Origin of the sequence: Anaeromyxobacter diazotrophicus, from assembly GCF_013340205.1 — a bacterium.
GTDB lineage: Bacteria > Myxococcota > Myxococcia > Myxococcales > Anaeromyxobacteraceae > Anaeromyxobacter_A > Anaeromyxobacter_A diazotrophicus.
The window spans coordinates 255053-272128 of record NZ_BJTG01000001.1 but is presented as its reverse complement, the minus strand read 5'-3'; the positions used below and the strand labels follow the sequence as shown (position 1 = coordinate 272128).

Below are 17076 nucleotides of genomic sequence, written 5' to 3'. Positions count from 1 at the left end.
GGGAGCGGAGCCCCGCGGGCAGCGCCCACCAGCGGGTCATGGAGTGACGTTTCGAGGAGATGCTCCCGGTGGCGCGCTATTCGGTCCGGACGTCGAACAGGAGCGACTCGATGCGCGCGACGGCTGCGCGGGCGTCGGCGAGGAACTCCTGCGCGAGCTCCGCGACGTCCACCTCCGAATCGCGCGATCGGCGCGGCGACGAGTCCGGCGACAGTGCGCGGCACAGGTCGGCTGCGCGCTGCCCTGCCGTAGCGAGGAGATCGGCCGTCGGACGCGCAGAGATGTCTTTCATGGCGCCGAAGGTACCGAATACTGCGATCAGCGAGATTCCCGCAGTCGCGGGATGTTCCGAACGACCACGTACACCGATGCGGCCGCACGCGCGCCGCCAAGGTGACTGGGGTCCTGCTCCTCCGCGAGGCGTCCGGCCGGGCGATGCACCGCCGCGGCCGGACCCGCGAGGCCCTTGCGACCCGTTCCGCGTATCGACGCGCGGAGCCATCGCGTTTGCCTTATCGTCGCGCGGCCCCCTGGCACGTCCCATGCCTGTGGCGGGCGCATGTTCGCGACCTCCCTCTGTGCCCTGGTGCTCGCCGCCGCCTCGGCGGAGCCGATTCGGGTCGGTGTGTACGCCTCGTTCACCGGCATGACCGCGCCGTCGGGGACGTCGCTGCGGAACGGCCTGCGACTGGCCGCCGAAGAGATCAACGCCGCGGGCGGCGTGCTCGGCCGGAAGATCGAGCTGGTGGAGCGCGACGACGGCGGGGTGCCGGACCGCGGCGTGGCGGCCGTCACCGAGCTCATCGAGCGCGAGCACGTCGGCTTCCTGTTCGGCCCGTCCTACACCGCGGTCGCGGATGCCACCACGCACATCGCGAACGAGCGGGAGATCCCGCTCATCGTCGCGGCCGCCACCGGTTCGACGGTCGATGGGCTGTTCGTCCGGTCGCCCGAGAACTACGTGTTCCGCCTCGCGCTACCGGACGCGGCGCAGGCGGCCTCCGTGGTCCGCGAGGTGGTCGACGTGCTGCGCGCGCGCCGCCCCGCCGTGTTCTACGCCGACGATCCGTTTGGCCGGTCGGGCCAGGCGAAGCTCGCGACCGGCTTCGAGCGCCGCGGCGTGGCCCCCGTCTACGTCCGCGCGTTCAAGGGCAAGTCGCCCGAGCTGCCCTCCTGGATCGCGGAAGCCCGCAAGGCCAAGCCGGATGCCGTCGTGATCTACGCAGTCAGCGCCGACCAGGCCGCCTTCGTGCTCGCCGCGGCCGCGGCCGGCTGGAAGCCGCCCGCCGTCGTGGGGCCGTGGGGCATCTCGCAGTCGGCGTTCCTGAAGCAGGCCGGCGCGGCCGGCGAGGGCGCCATCACCGTCACCTGCTTCATCGAGGAGGAGGCCGGCACGCCCGCCGCCCAGCGCTTCGTCGACCTGTACCGGCGCACGTTCAACGAGCGCCCGATGTCAGCCGCCTCGGCTGCGGCGCAGGGCTACGACGCGCTCCACCTGCTGGCCCTCGCCATCCAGCAGGCCAGGACGACCGACGCATCGCGCGTGAAGACCGCGCTCGAGAACCTGAGGACCCGCTACGTGGGCGCACTCGGGGAGTTCGAGAAGCCGTGGAGCCCGACGGAGCACGAGGCCATCCGCACCGGCCGGGTCGGCGTGGTGCGCGACGGCAAGATCGTGGCCGCCTCGCGCTGAGCGGGCGCACCCTCTCACCTCTCCCGGACGGAACGCTCATGCTCTCTCGCGTCACCATCGGCCAGAAGCTGGTCTTCTCCTACGCCGTCGCGCTCGCCGCCGCGGCCGCCATCGGCGCGGCCGCCTGGCTCGGCCTGCAGCGCCTCCAGGGCGCCACCGACGTCATCCTGTCGCAGTACGCTCCGTCGAACGTCGCCCTCCTGCGCTTCGAGAATGGAACGCTCGCGATCGGCGCCGCGCTGGAGCGGCTCGCGAACCGGCAGGCGACCGACGAGGAGCGCGCCCGTGCGTACGCCGACATCGACGACGGTGCGCGGCTCGTGGCGGACGCGCGCGAGGCGTGGGAGGCGCTCCCTCACACCGACTCCGGGTGGCGCGAGTGGAAGGCGATGGACCCGCCTGGCGGGCCTGGAAGCACGACATCATGGTGATCGTCGGCAACGAGCGCGACCGGGACGTGCTGGTCGCCGACGGGCTCGGCCAGAGCCCGGCGGCGGCGGAGATCGACCGCACCGTCCAGGCGGCGCTGCGCGCGGCCAAGACCTCGCAGAACAAGCTCGCGGCGGCGCTCTCTCAGAAGGTCGATGCCATCGCCGCGCGGACCACGGAGTCGTACGGCGAGGCCGGGAGCGCCGCCAGGGGCGCGCGGGCGATCACGCTCGGCGCGGGCCTCGCCACCGCGGCGCTCCTCGCCCTCATGGGCGGGCTCATCACGCGGAGCGTCCGGCGCCAGATCCAGGCGGTCGGGGACGAGGCGCGCCGGCTCCGCGAGGCGGTCGCCGACGGCCGGCTCGACGTCCGCGGCGACGCCGCCGCGATCCACCCGGAGTTCCGTCCCATCGTCGACGGCCTGAACGCGACGATGGACGCGTTCGTGGCGCCCATCCAGATCACGGCGGCGCGGCTCGACGGCATCGCCGCGGGCAAGATCCCGGCGCCCACAGCGGAGGACTTCCGCGGCGACTTCAACCGCATCAAGGAGGCCGTCAACACCTGCATCACGACCGTCCAGGCGCTGGTCGCCGACACCGACGCGCTGTCGCGCGCCGCGACCGCAGGCCAGCTCGGGGCGCGCGCCGACGCGACCCGGCACCAGGGCGACTTCCGGCGCGTGCTGGAGGGCGTCAACCGGACGCTCGACTCGATGCTCGCGCCCGTGCACGACGCGACCCAGGTGCTGCGGCGACTCGCGGACCGCGACCTGCGGGCGCGCGCCGACGGCCAGTACCAGGGCGAGCACGCGCGAATCGCCGCCGCCGTGAACGCCACCGCCGAGGCCCTGCACGGTGCGCTCGCGCAGGTCGCGCGCGCCGTGGGGCAGGTATCTTCGGCTGCTGGGCAGATCGCCGCCTCGAGCCAGACCGTCGCCTCCGGCGCGTCGGAGCAGGCGAGCTCGCTCGAGGAGACATCGTCGAGCCTCGAGTCCATGACGACGATGACGAAGCAGTCGGCCGACAACGCCCAGCAGGCGAACGGGCTCGCCCAGCGTGCCAAGACCTCGGCGGCCGAGGGCGGCGCCGCGGTCGAGCAGATGGTTGGCGCCATGGGGAAGATCAAGGCGTCGGCCGAGGGCACCTCGCAGATCATCAAGGACATCAACGAGATCGCGTTCCAGACGAACCTCCTCGCCCTCAACGCCGCGGTCGAGGCGGCGCGCGCGGGCGAGGCGGGTCGGGGCTTCGCCGTGGTGGCGGAGGAGGTGCGGTCGCTCGCGCTCCGGGCGAAGGAGGCGGCCAACAAGACCGAGGGGCTCATCCGCGACTCCGTGACGCAGGCCGGCGAGGGGGAGGTCACGGCCAAGCACGTGACGCGGGTCCTGGGGGACATCGCGACCTCGGTCTCGAAGGTGACCGACATCGTGGCGGAGATCGCGGCCGCCGCGAAGGAGCAGGCGGCCGGGATCGACCAGGTCACCCGTGCCGTCGCACAGATGAGCCAGGTGACTCAGCAGAACGCCGCGAACTCAGAGGAGTCGTCGTCGGCGGCCACGGAGCTGTCCGGGCAGGCGCAGGAACTCGGCGCGATGGTCGCCATGTTCCAGTTGGACGGCGCGGCGACTGCACGGCACCGCCCGAAGGTCGCAGCTGCCCAGCTACAACAAGCGAAGCTCCAGAAGAACACGCCCGCGCCCGCCTCGCAGGCGATCCCGCTCCGGCCGGAGGAGACCTTCCCCATGGAAGGCGACACGAAGTTCAGCGACTTCTGACGGACCTTCCGGCCCGAGCCGGCCGAGCATCAGGTCTTGCCGGAGCGGGGCGCCGCGGGCCGCCGCCAGCACCTCGTACCCCTTCATCAACCGTGGCCTCGCGTGAAGCCGCGAGACGCCCACGACGGCTTCTCGCCCAGGAGTTGCTGGATGCTCTCGAGCGTCGCCGGCTTCGCGACGTGGCAGTCGAACCCGGCGCGGAGCGAACGCTCGACGTCCTCCGGCAGCGCGTAGCCGCTCAGCGCGACGAGGTAGACGCCCCGGAGCGCCTCGTCGGCCCGGGCGAGCTGGGCGACCTCGTAGCCGTTCAGGGTCGGCAGGCCGAGGTCGCAGATGATGACCTCGGGCGGCGCCTTTCGGGCGAGCTCGAGCCCCGCCGCGCCGTCGTACGCCACCTCGACCGAGTGCCCGATCAGCTCCAGCGCGATCCGGAGGCTCTCGGCGGCGTCCGTGTTGTCCTCGATCACGAGGACCCGTTGAGCCCGGACGGCGGAGGGCTGCGGAGGAGGCGCCGCGACCGCGGGGCCGGGCTCGGCGAGCGGCAGGCGCACCGTGAACTGGGCGCCCTGGCCGATACCCGCGCTCGCGAGGCTCACCGTCCCGCCGTGGAGCTCGACGAGCCCCTTGACCATCGCCAGCCCGAGGCCCAGCCCGCCCTGCCTGCGATCGAGCGACTGCGGCCCCTGGCGGAAGGGCTTGAAGAGCTGCTCGCGGACCTCGGGCGCGATCCCCATGCCGGTGTCGGCGACGGTCAGCTGGGCCGCGGCGCCCTCGCGCCGCAGGACGAGCTGGACGCTGGCTCCGGCCGACGTGAACTTCAGCGCGTTCCCGAGGAGGTTGAAGACCACCTGGGCGAGGCGGATGGGATCGCCGTCGACCCAGAGCGGTTCGCCGCTCGCGTGCACCGCGAGCTGGACCTGGCGCGTCTCGAACAGCGGCCGGTGGTCCTCGGCCGCGTGCCGCGCCAGCTCGTTCAGCTCGAGCCGCTCGCGCTCCAGGCGGATCGTCCCGCGCGCGAGCCGCGCGGTGTCGACGAGGTCGTCCACGATGCGGGTGAGGTGATGCGCCTGGCGCCGGATGATGCTCGCCGCGTCGCGGGCGCGCTGGCTGCCGGGCTCGGCGCGCTCGAGCACGAAGAGGCCGTTGCGGAGCGGCGCCAGCGGGTTGCGGAGCTCGTGCGAGAGCGCCGCCAGGAACTCGTCCTTGCGGCGGCCCTCCTGGCGCAGCGCCTCCTCGGCCTGCTTGCGGCGGGTGACGTCCTCGCAGGCGAGCAGCACGCCGGGCGCCGGCTCTTCGAGGACCGTGGCGGTGACGCGGACCTCGAGCGGCTCCGCCTGCCGAGGGGTCATCGTGAGCTCGCGCGACTCGAGGGCTGGCCCAGGCTCGCCGGAGAGCACCCGCCGGATCAGCTCGTCGAGCTCGCGGCGGTGGCGCGGGACCACGAACAGCGCGAAGGGGCGGCCGATCGCGGCGCGGCGCTCCAGCCCCAGCATCCGGGCGCCGGCGAGGTTGGCCTCGCGGATGGCTCCGGCGCGGTCGATGACGAAGTAGCTGACGGGGGCGAAGTCGAAGAGCTCCCGGTACCGCTGGAGCGCGGACTCGAGCCCGCTCCGGGCCGAGCGCAGCTCGTCGTTCTGCTTCTCCAGCTCGAGCTGGTGGAGCTCCAGCTCGCCCACGACGCGCTCCAGATCCGGGCGGGCGGGCCGCCGCTTCACGGGCGGGCCCTGCTGCGCCCGCTGCGTCCGCTGCCCGGCGCGCGCGTGCACCGCGCCGCTCGCCGCTCGGCTCCCCGGCCGCTTCCTCGCCCGTGCCATCCCCGCAGCAGCCTTCCTGGAGCCGTGCAGCTCCGGCGCGCGGTGCTGGAGCGCGCGACACCACCATCGTCGCGTGAGCTCCATGCACTCTAGGTCAGGAAGGTCCTCGGACCGCATCCCCCCAAGGGGTCTAGCCAGGGTGCACCTCGGGCCTCCCTCTCCCTCCATGCCGCCCTGCGCCTGAGATCTCCCGCGAAAGCTCGCTGCACCGGGGCGCCCGCCGACGGATCGTTTCCACATGGCGACGGCTGCGAAGGTCCAGACGCATGACATCGTCGTGGTGGGAGCGTCGGCGGGGGGAGTCGAGGCGCTCTCCACCCTGGTCTCCCAGCTCCCTCGCGATCTACCCGCGGCGGTGTTCGTCGTCCAGCACCTCGCGCCCGCCTTCCCGAGCGCGCTGCCCGAGCTGCTCTCCCGCCGCGGAGGCCCCCGCGCCGTACACCCGGTCCACGGCGAGGAGATCGTCCCCGGGCGGATCTACGTCGCCCCTCCGGACAACCACCTGCTCGTGCGCCCCGGCTACGTCCACGTCGTGCGCGGCCCGAAGGAGAATGGCCACCGGCCCTCCGTGGACGCGCTGTTCCGGAGCGCCTCGGCCGCCTACGGCCCGCGCGTCGTGGGGGTCGTGCTCACGGGGCACCTCGACTGCGGGACCGCAGGCCTGCTCTCGGTGAAGGCGCGGGGCGGGATCGCCGTCGTCCAGGACCCGGACGACGCCGCCGCCCCGGAGATGCCCGCGAGCGCGATCCAGTACGTCGCGGTGGACCACGTGGCGCGGCTCCCCGAGCTGCCGAGCCTCCTCGAGCGCCTCGTGGCCGAGCCCGTCACCAGCTCCCGCCCGGCGCGTCAGCCAGTCGCGCTCGGCGAGCTCGAGGGGGAAGAGCCAGGGCTCCCGGCGGAGATCGTCTGCCCGCAGTGCCAGGGATCGCTCACGCTGGGCGAGGTCGGCGGCTTCCAGGTGTTCCGCTGCCACGTCGGGCACGCGTTCTCGTTCGAGAGCCTCGCCATCGAGCAGTCCGAGGAGGTCGAGCGCGCGCTCTGGGCAGCGGTGCGATCCCTGGAAGAGAGCGCCGCCATCACCCGGCGGGCGCGCGCGCGCGCGACGGGGGATCTCCAGGGTCGCCTGGGCGAGAAGGAGGACGTGCAGCTGCAGCAGGCCGACCTCATCCGCGGCATGCTCCTGCACGGGCGCGCGAAGGAGCGGAGCGACGTCGCGGAGGGCGACGCCCCCGCCGCGCCTGGCCACCCGGGGTGAGCGCGAGGGGCCGGACGGAGCGTCCACGAAGGCCGCCGATCCACGGTTGGGTAGCGTATGGTCCGGCGGTCCGGGAGGGCAGGGGGGCGTGCCTGGCCCCGGGCCTCCACCCGGCGCCGGCGTATACGGACGGAGGAGCGTCGCGATGAGGAAGCCACCGAAGCGGGAGCGTCCGCAGCACGAAGCCGGGAAGCGAGCTCGACGGAAGCGCGCGCGCCTTCCGGCGGAGGCGCGCGGCGTCGTGCGCCCGCCGCGATCCCCCCCCGCGGCGGACCTCGAGGCGCCGGCGACGGAGGGCCACCGCGCGCGCGACGGCGGCTTCCCCATCGTCGGCATCGGCGCGTCGGCCGGCGGCCTCGAGGCGCTGGAGGCGTTCCTGGCTCACGTCCCGGAGCGGAGCGGGATCGGGTTCGTGGTGGTGCAGCACCTCGACCCGACGCACAAGGGCGTGATGGTGGAGCTGCTCCAGCGCGTCTCGAACATGCCGGTCGTGCAGGTCAAGGAGAACGTCAAGGTCGAGCCCGACCGCGTCTACGTCATCCCGCCCAACAAGGATCTGTCGATCCTGCGCGGCGCGCTCCACCTGATGCCGCCGGTCGCGCCGCGCGGCATGAACCTGCCCATCGACGGCTTCTTCCGGTCGCTCGCGAACGATCAGCAGGAGCGCGGCATCGGCGTCATCCTGTCGGGGATGGGGTCGGACGGCACGCTCGGCCTGCGGTCCATCAAGGAGAAGGCCGGGGCGGGGTTCGTGCAGGCGCCGGCCTCCGCCAAGTTCGACGGGATGCCGAGCAGCGCGATCGAGGCGGGCCTGGCCGACGTGGTGGCGCCGGTGGAGGAGCTCCCCGGCCGGATCCTCGCCTACCTCTCGCACGCGCCGCACCTCAGGCAGCCGGCGCCCGCGCCGCCGGTCGAGAAGGGGCAGAGCGCGATCGACAAGGTGATCGTCCTGCTCCGGATGCACACCGGGAACGACTTCTCCCTCTACAAGCGAAGCACCGTCTACCGGCGGGTCGAGCGGCGGATGGGCCTCCACCAGATCGACCGGATCTCGAACTACGTCCGGTACCTGCGCGAGAACCCGAGGGAGGTCGAGCTGCTCTTCAAGGAGCTGCTCATCGGGGTGACGAGCTTCTTCCGCGACGGGCCGGCCTGGGAGCACCTCGCGCGCGAGGTCATGCCCGAGCTCCTGGCCCAGCGCCGGAGCGGCTCGGTGATCCGGGCCTGGGTTCCGGCCTGCTCCACCGGCGAGGAGGCCTACTCGCTCGCCATCGTGTTCAAGGAGGCGATGGCCCGGCTCAAGAACCCGAAGAACCTCATCCTCCAGATCTTCGCCACCGACCTCGATCGCGACGCCATCGACAAGGCGCGCCAGGGCCTCTACCCCGCGAACATCGCGGCGGACGTCTCCCCCGAGCGCCTGCGCCGCCACTTCGTGCAGGAGGAGCGCGGCTACCGGGTGAGCAAGGACGTCCGCGAGATGGTGATCTTCGCGCCGCAGAACGTGATCATGGATCCGCCGTTCACCAAGCTCGACCTCCTCTCCTGCCGGAACCTCCTCATCTACCTCGCGCCGGAGATGCAGCGCCGGCTCGTGCCGCTCTTCCACTACAGCCTGAACCCCGGGGGGATCCTGTTCCTCGGGAGCGCCGAGACGGTCGGCGCGTTCTCGAGCCACTTCGCCGCGCTCGACGGCAAGACCCGGCTCTACCGGCGGCTCGACGCGGCCGTGGCCATGCCGGTCGACTTCCCGGCGTCGTTCCCGGGCACCCAGCCGGAGGCGCGAGGCGCGCCGCACGCCGAGTCGCCCGCCGGCGCGAAGCCCTCGCCCAGCTTCCAGGCGCTGGCGGATCGCGTCCTGCTCCAGCGCTTCTCCCCGGCCGGCGTCCTCGTCAACGAGCGGGGCGACATCATCTACATCAGCGGGCGCACGGGGAAGTACCTCGAGCCGGCCATGGGCAAGGCCAACTGGAACGTCTTCGCCATGGCCCGCGACGGGCTGCGCGTGGATCTCGGCAACGCCTTCTCGCGCGCGCTGCGGGAGGAGCGCGCGGTCACCGTGCGCGGCGCGCGGTTCGAGTCCGACGACGGGGCCCACGCCGTCGACCTCACCGTCCAGCGCCTCGACGAGCCGCGGGAGCTGCGCGGCACGGTCCTGATCGTGTTCACGGACGCGCACCCCGCGCCGGCGGAGGCGAAGGGGAAGAACCGGCCGCTCACGGCGCGCCAGGGCGCGCGCCTGGCCGAGCTGGAGCGCGAGCTGCAGCGGGCGCGTGAGGAGGTGCAGACCACGCGCGAGGAGATGCAGACCTCGCAGGAGGAGCTCAAGTCCACCAACGAGGAGCTGCAGAGCACCAACGAGGAGCTGCAGAGCACGAACGAGGAGCTGACCACCTCGAAGGAGGAGATGCAGTCGTTGAACGAGGAGCTGCAGACCGTGAACCACGAGCTGCAGGCCAAGGTGGACGAGCTGTCGCGCGCCAACAACGACATGAAGAACCTCCTCAACAGCACCGACATCGCGACCCTCTTCCTGGACGGCGAGCTCCACGTCCGGCGCTTCACCACCCAGACCGCCAAGATCATCAAGCTCATCCCCGGCGACGCCGGACGGCCCATCACCGACCTCGTGACCGAGCTCCAGTACCCGGCGCTCCCGGACGACGCGCGGGAGGTGCTGCGGACGCTCATCTACAAGGAGACCGTCGTCGCCTCGCGCGGCGGCCGCTGGTTCACGGTGCGCATCATGCCGTACCGCACCATCGAGAACGTCATCGACGGCGTCGTCATCACCTTCACCGACGCCAGCGCCACGAAGGCGCTCGAGACGGCGTTCCGCGAGCAGGCGAGCCAGCTCCGGCAGATGGCCGAGTCGCTGCCGACGCTGGTCTGGGGCGCCCGACCGGACGGCGCCTGCGACTACCTGAGCCGGCAGTGGGTCGAGTACACGGGGGTCGCGGAGGCGGACCAGCTCGGCTCCGGGTGGCTGGAGCAAGTGCACCCGGACGACCGCGAGCGGGTGCGGGACGCCTGGCGGGCGGCGGTGAAGGCGGGCGTGGGCCTGGACACCGAGCTCCGCCTGCGCGATCGGCAGGGCAGGTACCGCTGGCACAAGACGCGCGCCGTGCCCATCCGCAACGAGCAGGCCCTGGTCGTGAAGTGGTACGGGACACACACTGAGGTGGACGACCTGAAGCGGGCCGAGGAGGCTGCGCAGCGGCAGGCGGGCGCGCGGTCGGCGGGGGAGGAGCCGGTGGCGTGAGAGAGACGGGCATGGCCGGCCAGGACGACGGTGCCCCGCTGCGGCGCCGCGCCGAGGAGCGGCTCGAGCGGCAGAAGCCCGCTCGGACCCCGCCGCCCCGCGCGGCGGCGCGGCGGCTCGTCCACGAGCTCGAGGTGCACCAGGTCGAGCTGGAGCTGCAGAACGAGGAGCTCCGCGCGACGCGGCTCGAAGCCGAGGCGGCCGCGAAGCGCTACGCCGAGCTCTACGAGTTCGCGCCGCTCGGGTACGCCACGCTCTCGGGCGACGGCAGGCTCCGCGCCCTCAACCTCGCCGGCGCCCGCCTGCTGGGGGCCGAGCGCTCCCGCCTGGTAGGGAAGCCGCTCGAGTGGTTCGTGGCGCCGGCGGACCAGGCGGCGCTGCGGGAGCTCCTGGCCGAGGCGCTCCAGGGCGGAGAGGACGGGCGATCGTGCCGCGAGCTCGCGCTCGTCCAGGGCGGGGTCCGGCGCGCCCGCCTCACGACCTCCCTGCTGTGGCACGGGGACCCGGAGATCCTGCTCACGATCGAGGACGTCACCGAGCGCTGGCGGCTCCTGCAGGAGCGGACGGAGCTGCTCCAGGTCGCGCAGGACGCGCGCGCCCGCGCCGAGGAGGCGAGCCGGGCGAAGGACGCGTTCCTCGCCACGCTCTCGCACGAGCTCCGGAACCCGCTCGCCCCCATCAGCAACAGCCTGTCCGTCCTGGAGCAGGCGGAGGCGGGCAGCGACCAGGCGAGGCGCGCCGGCGAGGTGATGCACCGGCAGATCGGCCACCTGGTCCACCTCGTCGACGACCTGCTCGACGTCACGCGGATCACGCAGGGCAAGATCCACCTGCGCCGCCAGCGCCTCGACCTCTACGAGCTCGCGGGCTGCATGGTCGAGGACCACCGCTCGCTCTTCGAGCGCAGCGGCGTGCGGCTCGAGCTCGCGCCGCCGCCGGCCCCGGTGGTGGTGGAGGGCGACTGGGATCGGCTGGCGCAGGTGATCGGGAACCTCCTGCAAAACGCGGCCAAGTTCTGCCGGCGCGGCGGGAAGACCCGGGTCACCGTCGCCGCGAGCCGGCGGGAGCGGTGCGCCGTCGTCCGCGTGTCGGACGACGGCGTCGGCATGGCGCCCGAGATGCTGGCGCGGCTGTTCCAGCCCTTCATGCAGGCGGACACCACCCTCGACCGGAGCAAGGGCGGCCTCGGCCTCGGGATGGCGCTCTCCAAGGGGCTGGTCGAGCTCCACGGCGGCCGGATCGCCGCGCGGAGCGAAGGGCTCGGCGCGGGTTCGGAGTTCGAGGTGCGACTTCCGCTCGCGGGCCCGCCGGCCGAGCCGGCTCACCCGGCGCCGCCCGACCGGGCCCGCGCGCACCGGCGCGTGCTCATCATCGAGGACAACGTCGACGCGGCGGAGGCGCTGCGGGAGCTCCTGGAGCTGCACCGGCACCAGGTCGGGGTCGCGTTCAGCGGCCCGGAGGGGCTCGCCAAGGCGCACGAGCTCCGCCCCGAGATCGTGATCTGCGACATCGGCTTGCCGGGGATGGACGGGTGCGAGGTCGCGCGCGCGATCCGCGCCGACGAGGACGAGGCGCTCCGGGGGGCCTACCTCATCGCCCTCAGCGGCTACGCCCAGCCCGACGACCTGCGCCGCGCCCGGGAGAGCGGATTCCAGCGCCACCTCGTCAAGCCGGCCGATCCCGAGCAGCTGGAGCGGCTCTTCACCGAGGCGCCGCCTGCGGAGGCGCCGCAGGCCTGAGGCGGCGCCGGCGAGTAGCGGCGGGAGCGCGCCGGCGCGTGACCCGTCACGCTCCTCGTCGCCGCTTCGCTTCGCCGGCGGGGAGCGCGGCCTCGCCGGCGATGGGCAGGCGCCAGCGGCGCCGGAGCGCCAGGAAGCGGAGCCCGAAGCAGAGGAGCGCGCCCACCGTCGTGGCCACCGGGGAGGGGATCCCGAGGCGGCTCCCGACGACCACCACCGTCGCGCCGGCGAGGGCGGCGACGGCGTAGATCTCGGCGTGGAGCACGGCGGGGACCTCCGTCACCAGCAGGTCGCGCACGATGCCGCCGCCGATCCCGCTCACCATGCCGAGCAGCGCGGCCGAGAGGGGGCCGAGGTGGAAGACGAGCGCCTTGTGTGCGCCGGCGACCGCGAAGAGCGCCAGGCCGGCGGCGTCGAAGAGCTGCACCGGGTTCCGGAGGCGCTCCACCGCGGAGTGCCGCAGGAGCACGACCAGGCCGGCGAGGAGCGAGATCGCGACGTACCGCCAGTCGTCGAGGGCCGCGGGGGGCACGGCGCCGATGAGCACGTCGCGCACGATCCCGCCCGAGCTGGCGGCCACCAGGGACAGCACCAGGGCGCCGAAGACGTCGAGCCGGTGCTTCACGGCTGCCGCCGCGCCGCTGAGCGCGAACACGAACGTGCCGCCGAGGTCGAGCGCCACGGGCAGCACGCCCAGGTCGACGGCGAAGCGGGTGACGGTCACGGCGAGAGCCACGCCTGCGCGGCGGCGACGGCCGCCTCCACCCCGGCGCGGAGGGTGGGGTGCAGCACCGGCGCGAAGCGCGGGTTGTGGTTGGTGGGGAGCTCGCCCAGGCGGCCGGCCTCCCGCGCCTTCCGGTACGTCTCGGGATCGGTCCCGCCCACGAACCAGAACACCGACGGCACGTGCCACCCGGCGCCGAAGCACCCGAAGTCCTCGCTCGCCGACGTCGGCTCCACCTCGCGCACGCGCTCGGGGGGAAAGCGCCGCTGGAAGGCGGCGACCACGCGGTGGGTCGCCTCCGGGTCGTTCCGGACGGAGCCGTAGCGGTCGAGCGGCGTGATCTCCGGCGGCCTGGGGGCGCCGGACGCCGCGGCCTCCGCCTTCGCGATCCGCTCGATGGCTGCGAGCACGCGGGCGCGGACCCCCTCGTCGAAGGTGCGGACGTTGAGCTTGATGAGGGCCTCGTCGGGGATGACGTTCTCCTTCGTGCCCGCCTGCAGCGCGCCGACGGTCACCACGGCGGCCTCCGTCGCCGCCACCTCGCGGGAGACGATGGTCTGCAGGCGGAGCACCGTCGCCGCCGCCATGACGACCGGGTCGATGCTCGCCTGAGGCATCGACCCGTGCGCGCCCCGGCCGAAGAGCCGGAGCTGCAGGCTGTCGCCGGCGGAGGTCATGACGCCGGCGCGCCAGCCGAGGACGCCCGCGGCGCCGACCATGACGTGCTGCCCGAGCACGACGTCGGGCTTCGGGAACCGGGTGAAGAGCCCGTCGTCGATCATCGCCTGGGCCCCGGCGGCCATCTCCTCCGCCGGCTGGAAGACGGCGAGCAGCGTCCCCCGCCACCCGCCGCGGGTGCGTCCGAACAGCGCCGCCGCGCCCGCCAGCCAGGTGACGTGGAGGTCGTGGCCGCAGGCGTGCATCACCGGCACGACCTTGCCTTCGCGGTCGGTGGACGTGGCCGCGCTGGCGTAGGGCAGGCCCGTCAGCTCCTTCACCGGCAGCGCGTCCATGTCGGCGCGCAGCATGACGGTGGGACCGTCGCCGTTGCGCAGCACGCCCACCACGCCGGTCTTCCCGACGCCCGCCGTCACCTCGTAGCCGGCCGCCCGCAGCCGCTCCGCCGCCAGCGCCGCGGTCCGGGTCTCCTGCATCGAGAGCTCGGGGTGCGCGTGGAGATCGGTGTAGAGCCGCTCCAGGTCGGGGAGCAGCCCGTCGAGCGGCGCGAGCAGCTCGGGTGCTGCGGGTTCGTGCGCCACCTGGCCTCCCTTCGCGGTGAGCAGCGCGAGCTACGCGGTCGCCCGCCTCAATCCCAGCACACCTTCCTGATCGGCAGGCTCCGGCCCTCGGGCTCGCCGCCCGCGCCGCCCACCTCGTGCCGGCACGGCCCCTCGCTGGGCGCCCAGAGCTCGCGATCGACGCTCCCGTCCGGGTGGACGGAGGCGGGCGCGGGCGGACGCTGCTCGGGCGCCGCGTCGCGGCTGGCTGCGGGGCTCCAGGAACGATGGGGCATGCGTACCTCCTCCCATGACTTTAGTCACTTCGCCGCGTGCTCCGCTCGGCCGGGGAGGGTCGGCCGGCGCTAGGCCCGGCGAACGGTGGCGCCGGGGCGCGCGCCGCGCGATCGCTGCTTCAGCGCCTCCGCCTGCGGCTGAAGAGGGCCCAGAGCGCGAGCCCCACGCCGAGCCCGCCGTCGCCGCTCTGTCCGCAGCCGCCCCGCGATCCACCGGCGGGGCCTCCGCCGCCGGGCGACGTCCCGGTGGGCGACGTCCCGGTGGGTGGCGCCTGGCCGGGCGCCCCGCCGGAGCTCGCAGCCGCTCCGGCCGTGAGCCGCAGGTCGCGCGAGGAGCTCCCGACGTACACCGTGGGGGTGCACGATGCCGGCTGCCAGGCGTGAGCCGTCGCGCTCCAGGACGACCTGGAGCGCGGGTCGACGTCGACCGAGACGCGCCTCGACTCGCCTGCTCGGAGTGAGACCTTCGCGAAGCCGGCGAGCTGCTTCGGGGCCGCCTCCGGGTCGCCGCCGCACGCCTCCGCGTACACCTGCGCCACCTCGGTCCCGTCGCGCGGGCCTGCGTTCGTGATCGTGAACCCGACGCGCCACGCGTCGGCGGGGGACGCCGGCGACGTCAGCTCCGCCCCGTCGTAACGGAACGAGGTGTACGAGAGCCCGTGCCCGAAGGGGAAGAGCGGGCCGAGGCCCCTGGCGTCGTACCAGCGGTAGCCGAGGAGCCCACCTTCCGAGAAGGTCAGCACGGGGCCGACGGCGTCCGACGCGACCCCTTGCGAGGCGGCCGGGGTGTCGGCCAGGGTGCGCGGAAAGGTGATGGGGAGCTTGCCCGAAGGGTTCACGTCCCCGAAGAGCACGCGGGCGATGGCGCGGCCCTGTTCCTGGCCGGGATACCAGGCCTCGACGACGGCGGCGACGCTCCCCAGCCACGGCATGTCCACCGGCTGTCCCGTCATGAGGACCACGATCGTGCGCGGGTTCGCCGCGGCCACCTCGCGCACGAGCTGGTCCTGATCGCCCGGCAGCGCCAGGCTCGGACGGTCGCGCTCCTCGGTGCCGTAATCGCGCACCACCACGATCGCGAGGTCGTCCGCGGCGGCGAGGCGCGCGGCCTCCCGGACCGATGGGAACACGGTGCCCGCCGGGACCTCCCAGCCGAGCATCACGTCGCCCCCGACGTCGGTCTTGGTGCCGATGGCGTCCGCGTCCGCTGCGTAGTCGATGCGGATTGCGTGCCGTTCACCTGCGACGAGCTGGACCGTCGCCGTCTTCGAGCCGAGATCGTGCGAGACCGAGTCGTCGATCACGAGGCTGCCGTCGATCCAGAGCCAGCCTCGTCCCCGGGTGGTCAGGGAGAACTGGAACGGACCGGTGGCGGGCGCGGTCAGCGTCCCCGTCCAGCGCGCGGAGAACCTGGACAGCGTGTACTGGACGAGCGACTGCGGCACCGACGAGGCGTTGACGCTCTGGTAGCTGAAGAACCCGAGCGACACCGCGACCTGGCCGTCCACGCGCCGGATGTCCGGGTCGCCATCGAAGCGCGTGTTCGACCAGTACTCCGCCTCGAGCCCATGCGCGCTGGCGCCGGGGGGCGACAGCACCGAGGACGGGACGGGCGGCAGCCCGGGGAGGAGGTGTGCCGCGGTGATGGGGTCCGTGCCGGCAGCGTAGTCGACGCGGACGCCGCCTCCCGCGCGCTCCCGGACGCCGTCGAGCGGGGTCACGGCGTAGGTGGGCTCCACGCGCGCGGCCCCGCCGCCTTCGGTGCTCGCGTTCGCGGCGTCGGCGCCGATGACGGCGATGGAATGGACAGCGGAGGCGTCGAGGGGCAGGAGGCCCCCGGCGTTCTGGAGGAGCACGATCCCCTGCTCCCCGATCTCGCGCGAGCGCTGCCCGTGCTCGGCGTCCGGCAGCGGCCCCTCCTGGACGGGCTGATCGAACAGCCCGTGCCCGAGCATCGACCTCACGATGCGCCGCGCCTTGGCGTCCACCATCGGCGCCGCCACCGCGCCGCCCTGCACGGCGTCGAACAGCGCCCACCCGAAGTACTTGCCGAACGCGAGCTCCTGGTCGAGCCCGGCCGCGGCCGCGCCGAGGGTCGTGTGGGTGCCGCCCCAGTCGCTCATGACGTACCCGTCGAAGCCGAGCTCGCCGTCGAGGACGTCCCTGAGCAGGGCGCGGTCCTCGCAGGCGAAGACCCCGTTGACGCGGTTGAAGCCGCACATCACGGCCGCGACGTGCCCGTCGCGGACCGCGGACTCGAACGGCCGGAGGTAGAGCTCGTGCAGCCATCGCTCGTCGACGCGCTCGTCGACCGTGAAGCGATCCCTCTCCTGCGTGTAGGTCGAGTAGTGCTTCGCGGTGGCGAGTACCGGATGTCGCTGGATGCCCTGGATCACCGCGACCGCCATCCGGCTCGCCAGCAGCGGATCCTCGCCGAAGGTCTCGAAGTTCCGCCCGGCGAGCGGCAGGCGCGCCAGGTCGAGCGTCGGCCCGAGGAGGACGTTGTGTCCGGTCGAGAACGCCTCGCTCCCGAGCACGTCCCCCTGCACCGCGGCGAGGTCCGGATCCCACGTCGCCGCGAGCGCGATGGGCGCCGGAAGCAGCGTCGCGCGCCCGTCGTTCACGCGCCGGTAGGGGATGCGGATGCCGGCCGGGCCGTCGGTCATCGTCAGGGCGGGGATGGCGAGCCGTGCGATGGGGGCGTTGTAGAAGCCGTACAGGAGACACGACTCCCCGGTCGCCAGGTCGACCTTCTCCTCCAGCGTCATCGCCGAGAGGAGGAGGTCCGCCCGCGCGTCCGGAGCGAGCGAGGCGTCCATCCAAGGCCGCGCCGACGGGGGTGGAGCACTGGTGGTGAGGGTAGGGCCCGG

The 17076-nt window shown here is 73.6% G+C and carries 12 protein-coding genes; 6 read left to right on the top strand and 6 right to left on the bottom strand.

Annotated elements, in window-relative coordinates:
- Positions 1 to 76: 76 nt before the first annotated feature.
- Positions 77 to 292 (bottom strand): hypothetical protein, encoded by a 216-nt coding sequence (locus HWY08_RS01170; RefSeq protein WP_176062289.1) that lies wholly within the window; start codon positions 290 to 292, stop codon positions 77 to 79.
- Between the two features lie 267 nt (positions 293 to 559).
- On the opposite strand from HWY08_RS01170, the gene HWY08_RS01165 reads away from it, so the two are divergent.
- Genes HWY08_RS01165 through HWY08_RS01155 form a run of 3 tightly spaced genes read left to right on the top strand, consistent with a single transcriptional unit; the run spans position 560 to position 3899 of the window.
- Positions 560 to 1693 (top strand): ABC transporter substrate-binding protein, encoded by a 1134-nt coding sequence (locus tag HWY08_RS01165; protein WP_176062288.1) that lies wholly within the window; start codon positions 560 to 562, stop codon positions 1691 to 1693.
- Positions 1694 to 1731: 38 nt separating this feature from the next.
- Positions 1732 to 2124, top strand: coding sequence for a hypothetical protein (locus HWY08_RS01160; RefSeq protein WP_176062287.1), 393 nt, complete (start codon positions 1732 to 1734; stop codon positions 2122 to 2124).
- Entirely contained in the window at positions 2073 to 3899 is a 1827-nt protein-coding gene (locus tag HWY08_RS01155; RefSeq protein WP_235969390.1) for a methyl-accepting chemotaxis protein, read from the top strand. The genes HWY08_RS01160 and HWY08_RS01155 overlap by 52 nt, the downstream gene beginning before the upstream one ends.
- 86 nt (positions 3900 to 3985) lie before the next feature.
- Here the strand turns inward: HWY08_RS01155 and HWY08_RS01150 are convergent, their stop codons facing one another.
- Complete coding sequence (locus HWY08_RS01150) at positions 3986 to 5713, bottom strand: hybrid sensor histidine kinase/response regulator (RefSeq protein WP_176062286.1); 1728 nt, start codon at positions 5711 to 5713, stop codon at positions 3986 to 3988.
- A gap of 238 nt (positions 5714 to 5951) precedes the next feature.
- On the opposite strand from HWY08_RS01150, the gene HWY08_RS01145 reads away from it, so the two are divergent.
- The 3 genes from HWY08_RS01145 to HWY08_RS01135 all read left to right on the top strand — a co-directional run bounded on the left by HWY08_RS01145 (position 5952) and on the right by HWY08_RS01135 (position 11969).
- Positions 5952 to 6968: a chemotaxis protein CheB gene (locus HWY08_RS01145; RefSeq protein WP_176062285.1), complete on the top strand. Its 1017-nt coding sequence runs from the start codon at positions 5952 to 5954 to the stop codon at positions 6966 to 6968.
- Between the two features lie 241 nt (positions 6969 to 7209).
- Positions 7210 to 10230, top strand: a complete 3021-nt coding sequence (locus tag HWY08_RS01140; RefSeq protein ID WP_176062284.1) for a chemotaxis protein CheB — start codon at positions 7210 to 7212, stop codon at positions 10228 to 10230.
- Complete coding sequence (locus HWY08_RS01135; protein ID WP_176062283.1) at positions 10227 to 11969, top strand: hybrid sensor histidine kinase/response regulator; 1743 nt, start codon at positions 10227 to 10229, stop codon at positions 11967 to 11969. Before HWY08_RS01140 ends, HWY08_RS01135 begins: the two co-directional genes overlap by 4 nt.
- Before the next feature lie 46 nt (positions 11970 to 12015).
- Here the strand turns inward: HWY08_RS01135 and HWY08_RS01130 are convergent, their stop codons facing one another.
- The 4 genes from HWY08_RS01130 to HWY08_RS01115 all read right to left on the bottom strand — a co-directional run bounded on the left by HWY08_RS01130 (position 12016) and on the right by HWY08_RS01115 (position 17025).
- Positions 12016 to 12693 carry a trimeric intracellular cation channel family protein gene (locus HWY08_RS01130; RefSeq protein WP_176062282.1) on the bottom strand — a complete coding sequence of 226 codons (678 nt, stop codon included), beginning with the start codon at positions 12691 to 12693 and terminating at the stop codon, positions 12016 to 12018.
- Positions 12690 to 13952: an amidohydrolase gene (locus HWY08_RS01125; protein ID WP_176062281.1), complete on the bottom strand. Its 1263-nt coding sequence runs from the start codon at positions 13950 to 13952 to the stop codon at positions 12690 to 12692. Before HWY08_RS01125 ends, HWY08_RS01130 begins: the two co-directional genes overlap by 4 nt.
- A gap of 47 nt (positions 13953 to 13999) precedes the next feature.
- Positions 14000 to 14206 (bottom strand): hypothetical protein, encoded by a 207-nt coding sequence (locus tag HWY08_RS01120; RefSeq protein ID WP_176062280.1) that lies wholly within the window; start codon positions 14204 to 14206, stop codon positions 14000 to 14002.
- A gap of 119 nt (positions 14207 to 14325) precedes the next feature.
- Positions 14326 to 17025 (bottom strand): beta-glucosidase H, encoded by a 2700-nt coding sequence (locus HWY08_RS01115; protein WP_176062279.1) that lies wholly within the window; start codon positions 17023 to 17025, stop codon positions 14326 to 14328.
- Positions 17026 to 17076: the final 51 nt, after the last annotated feature.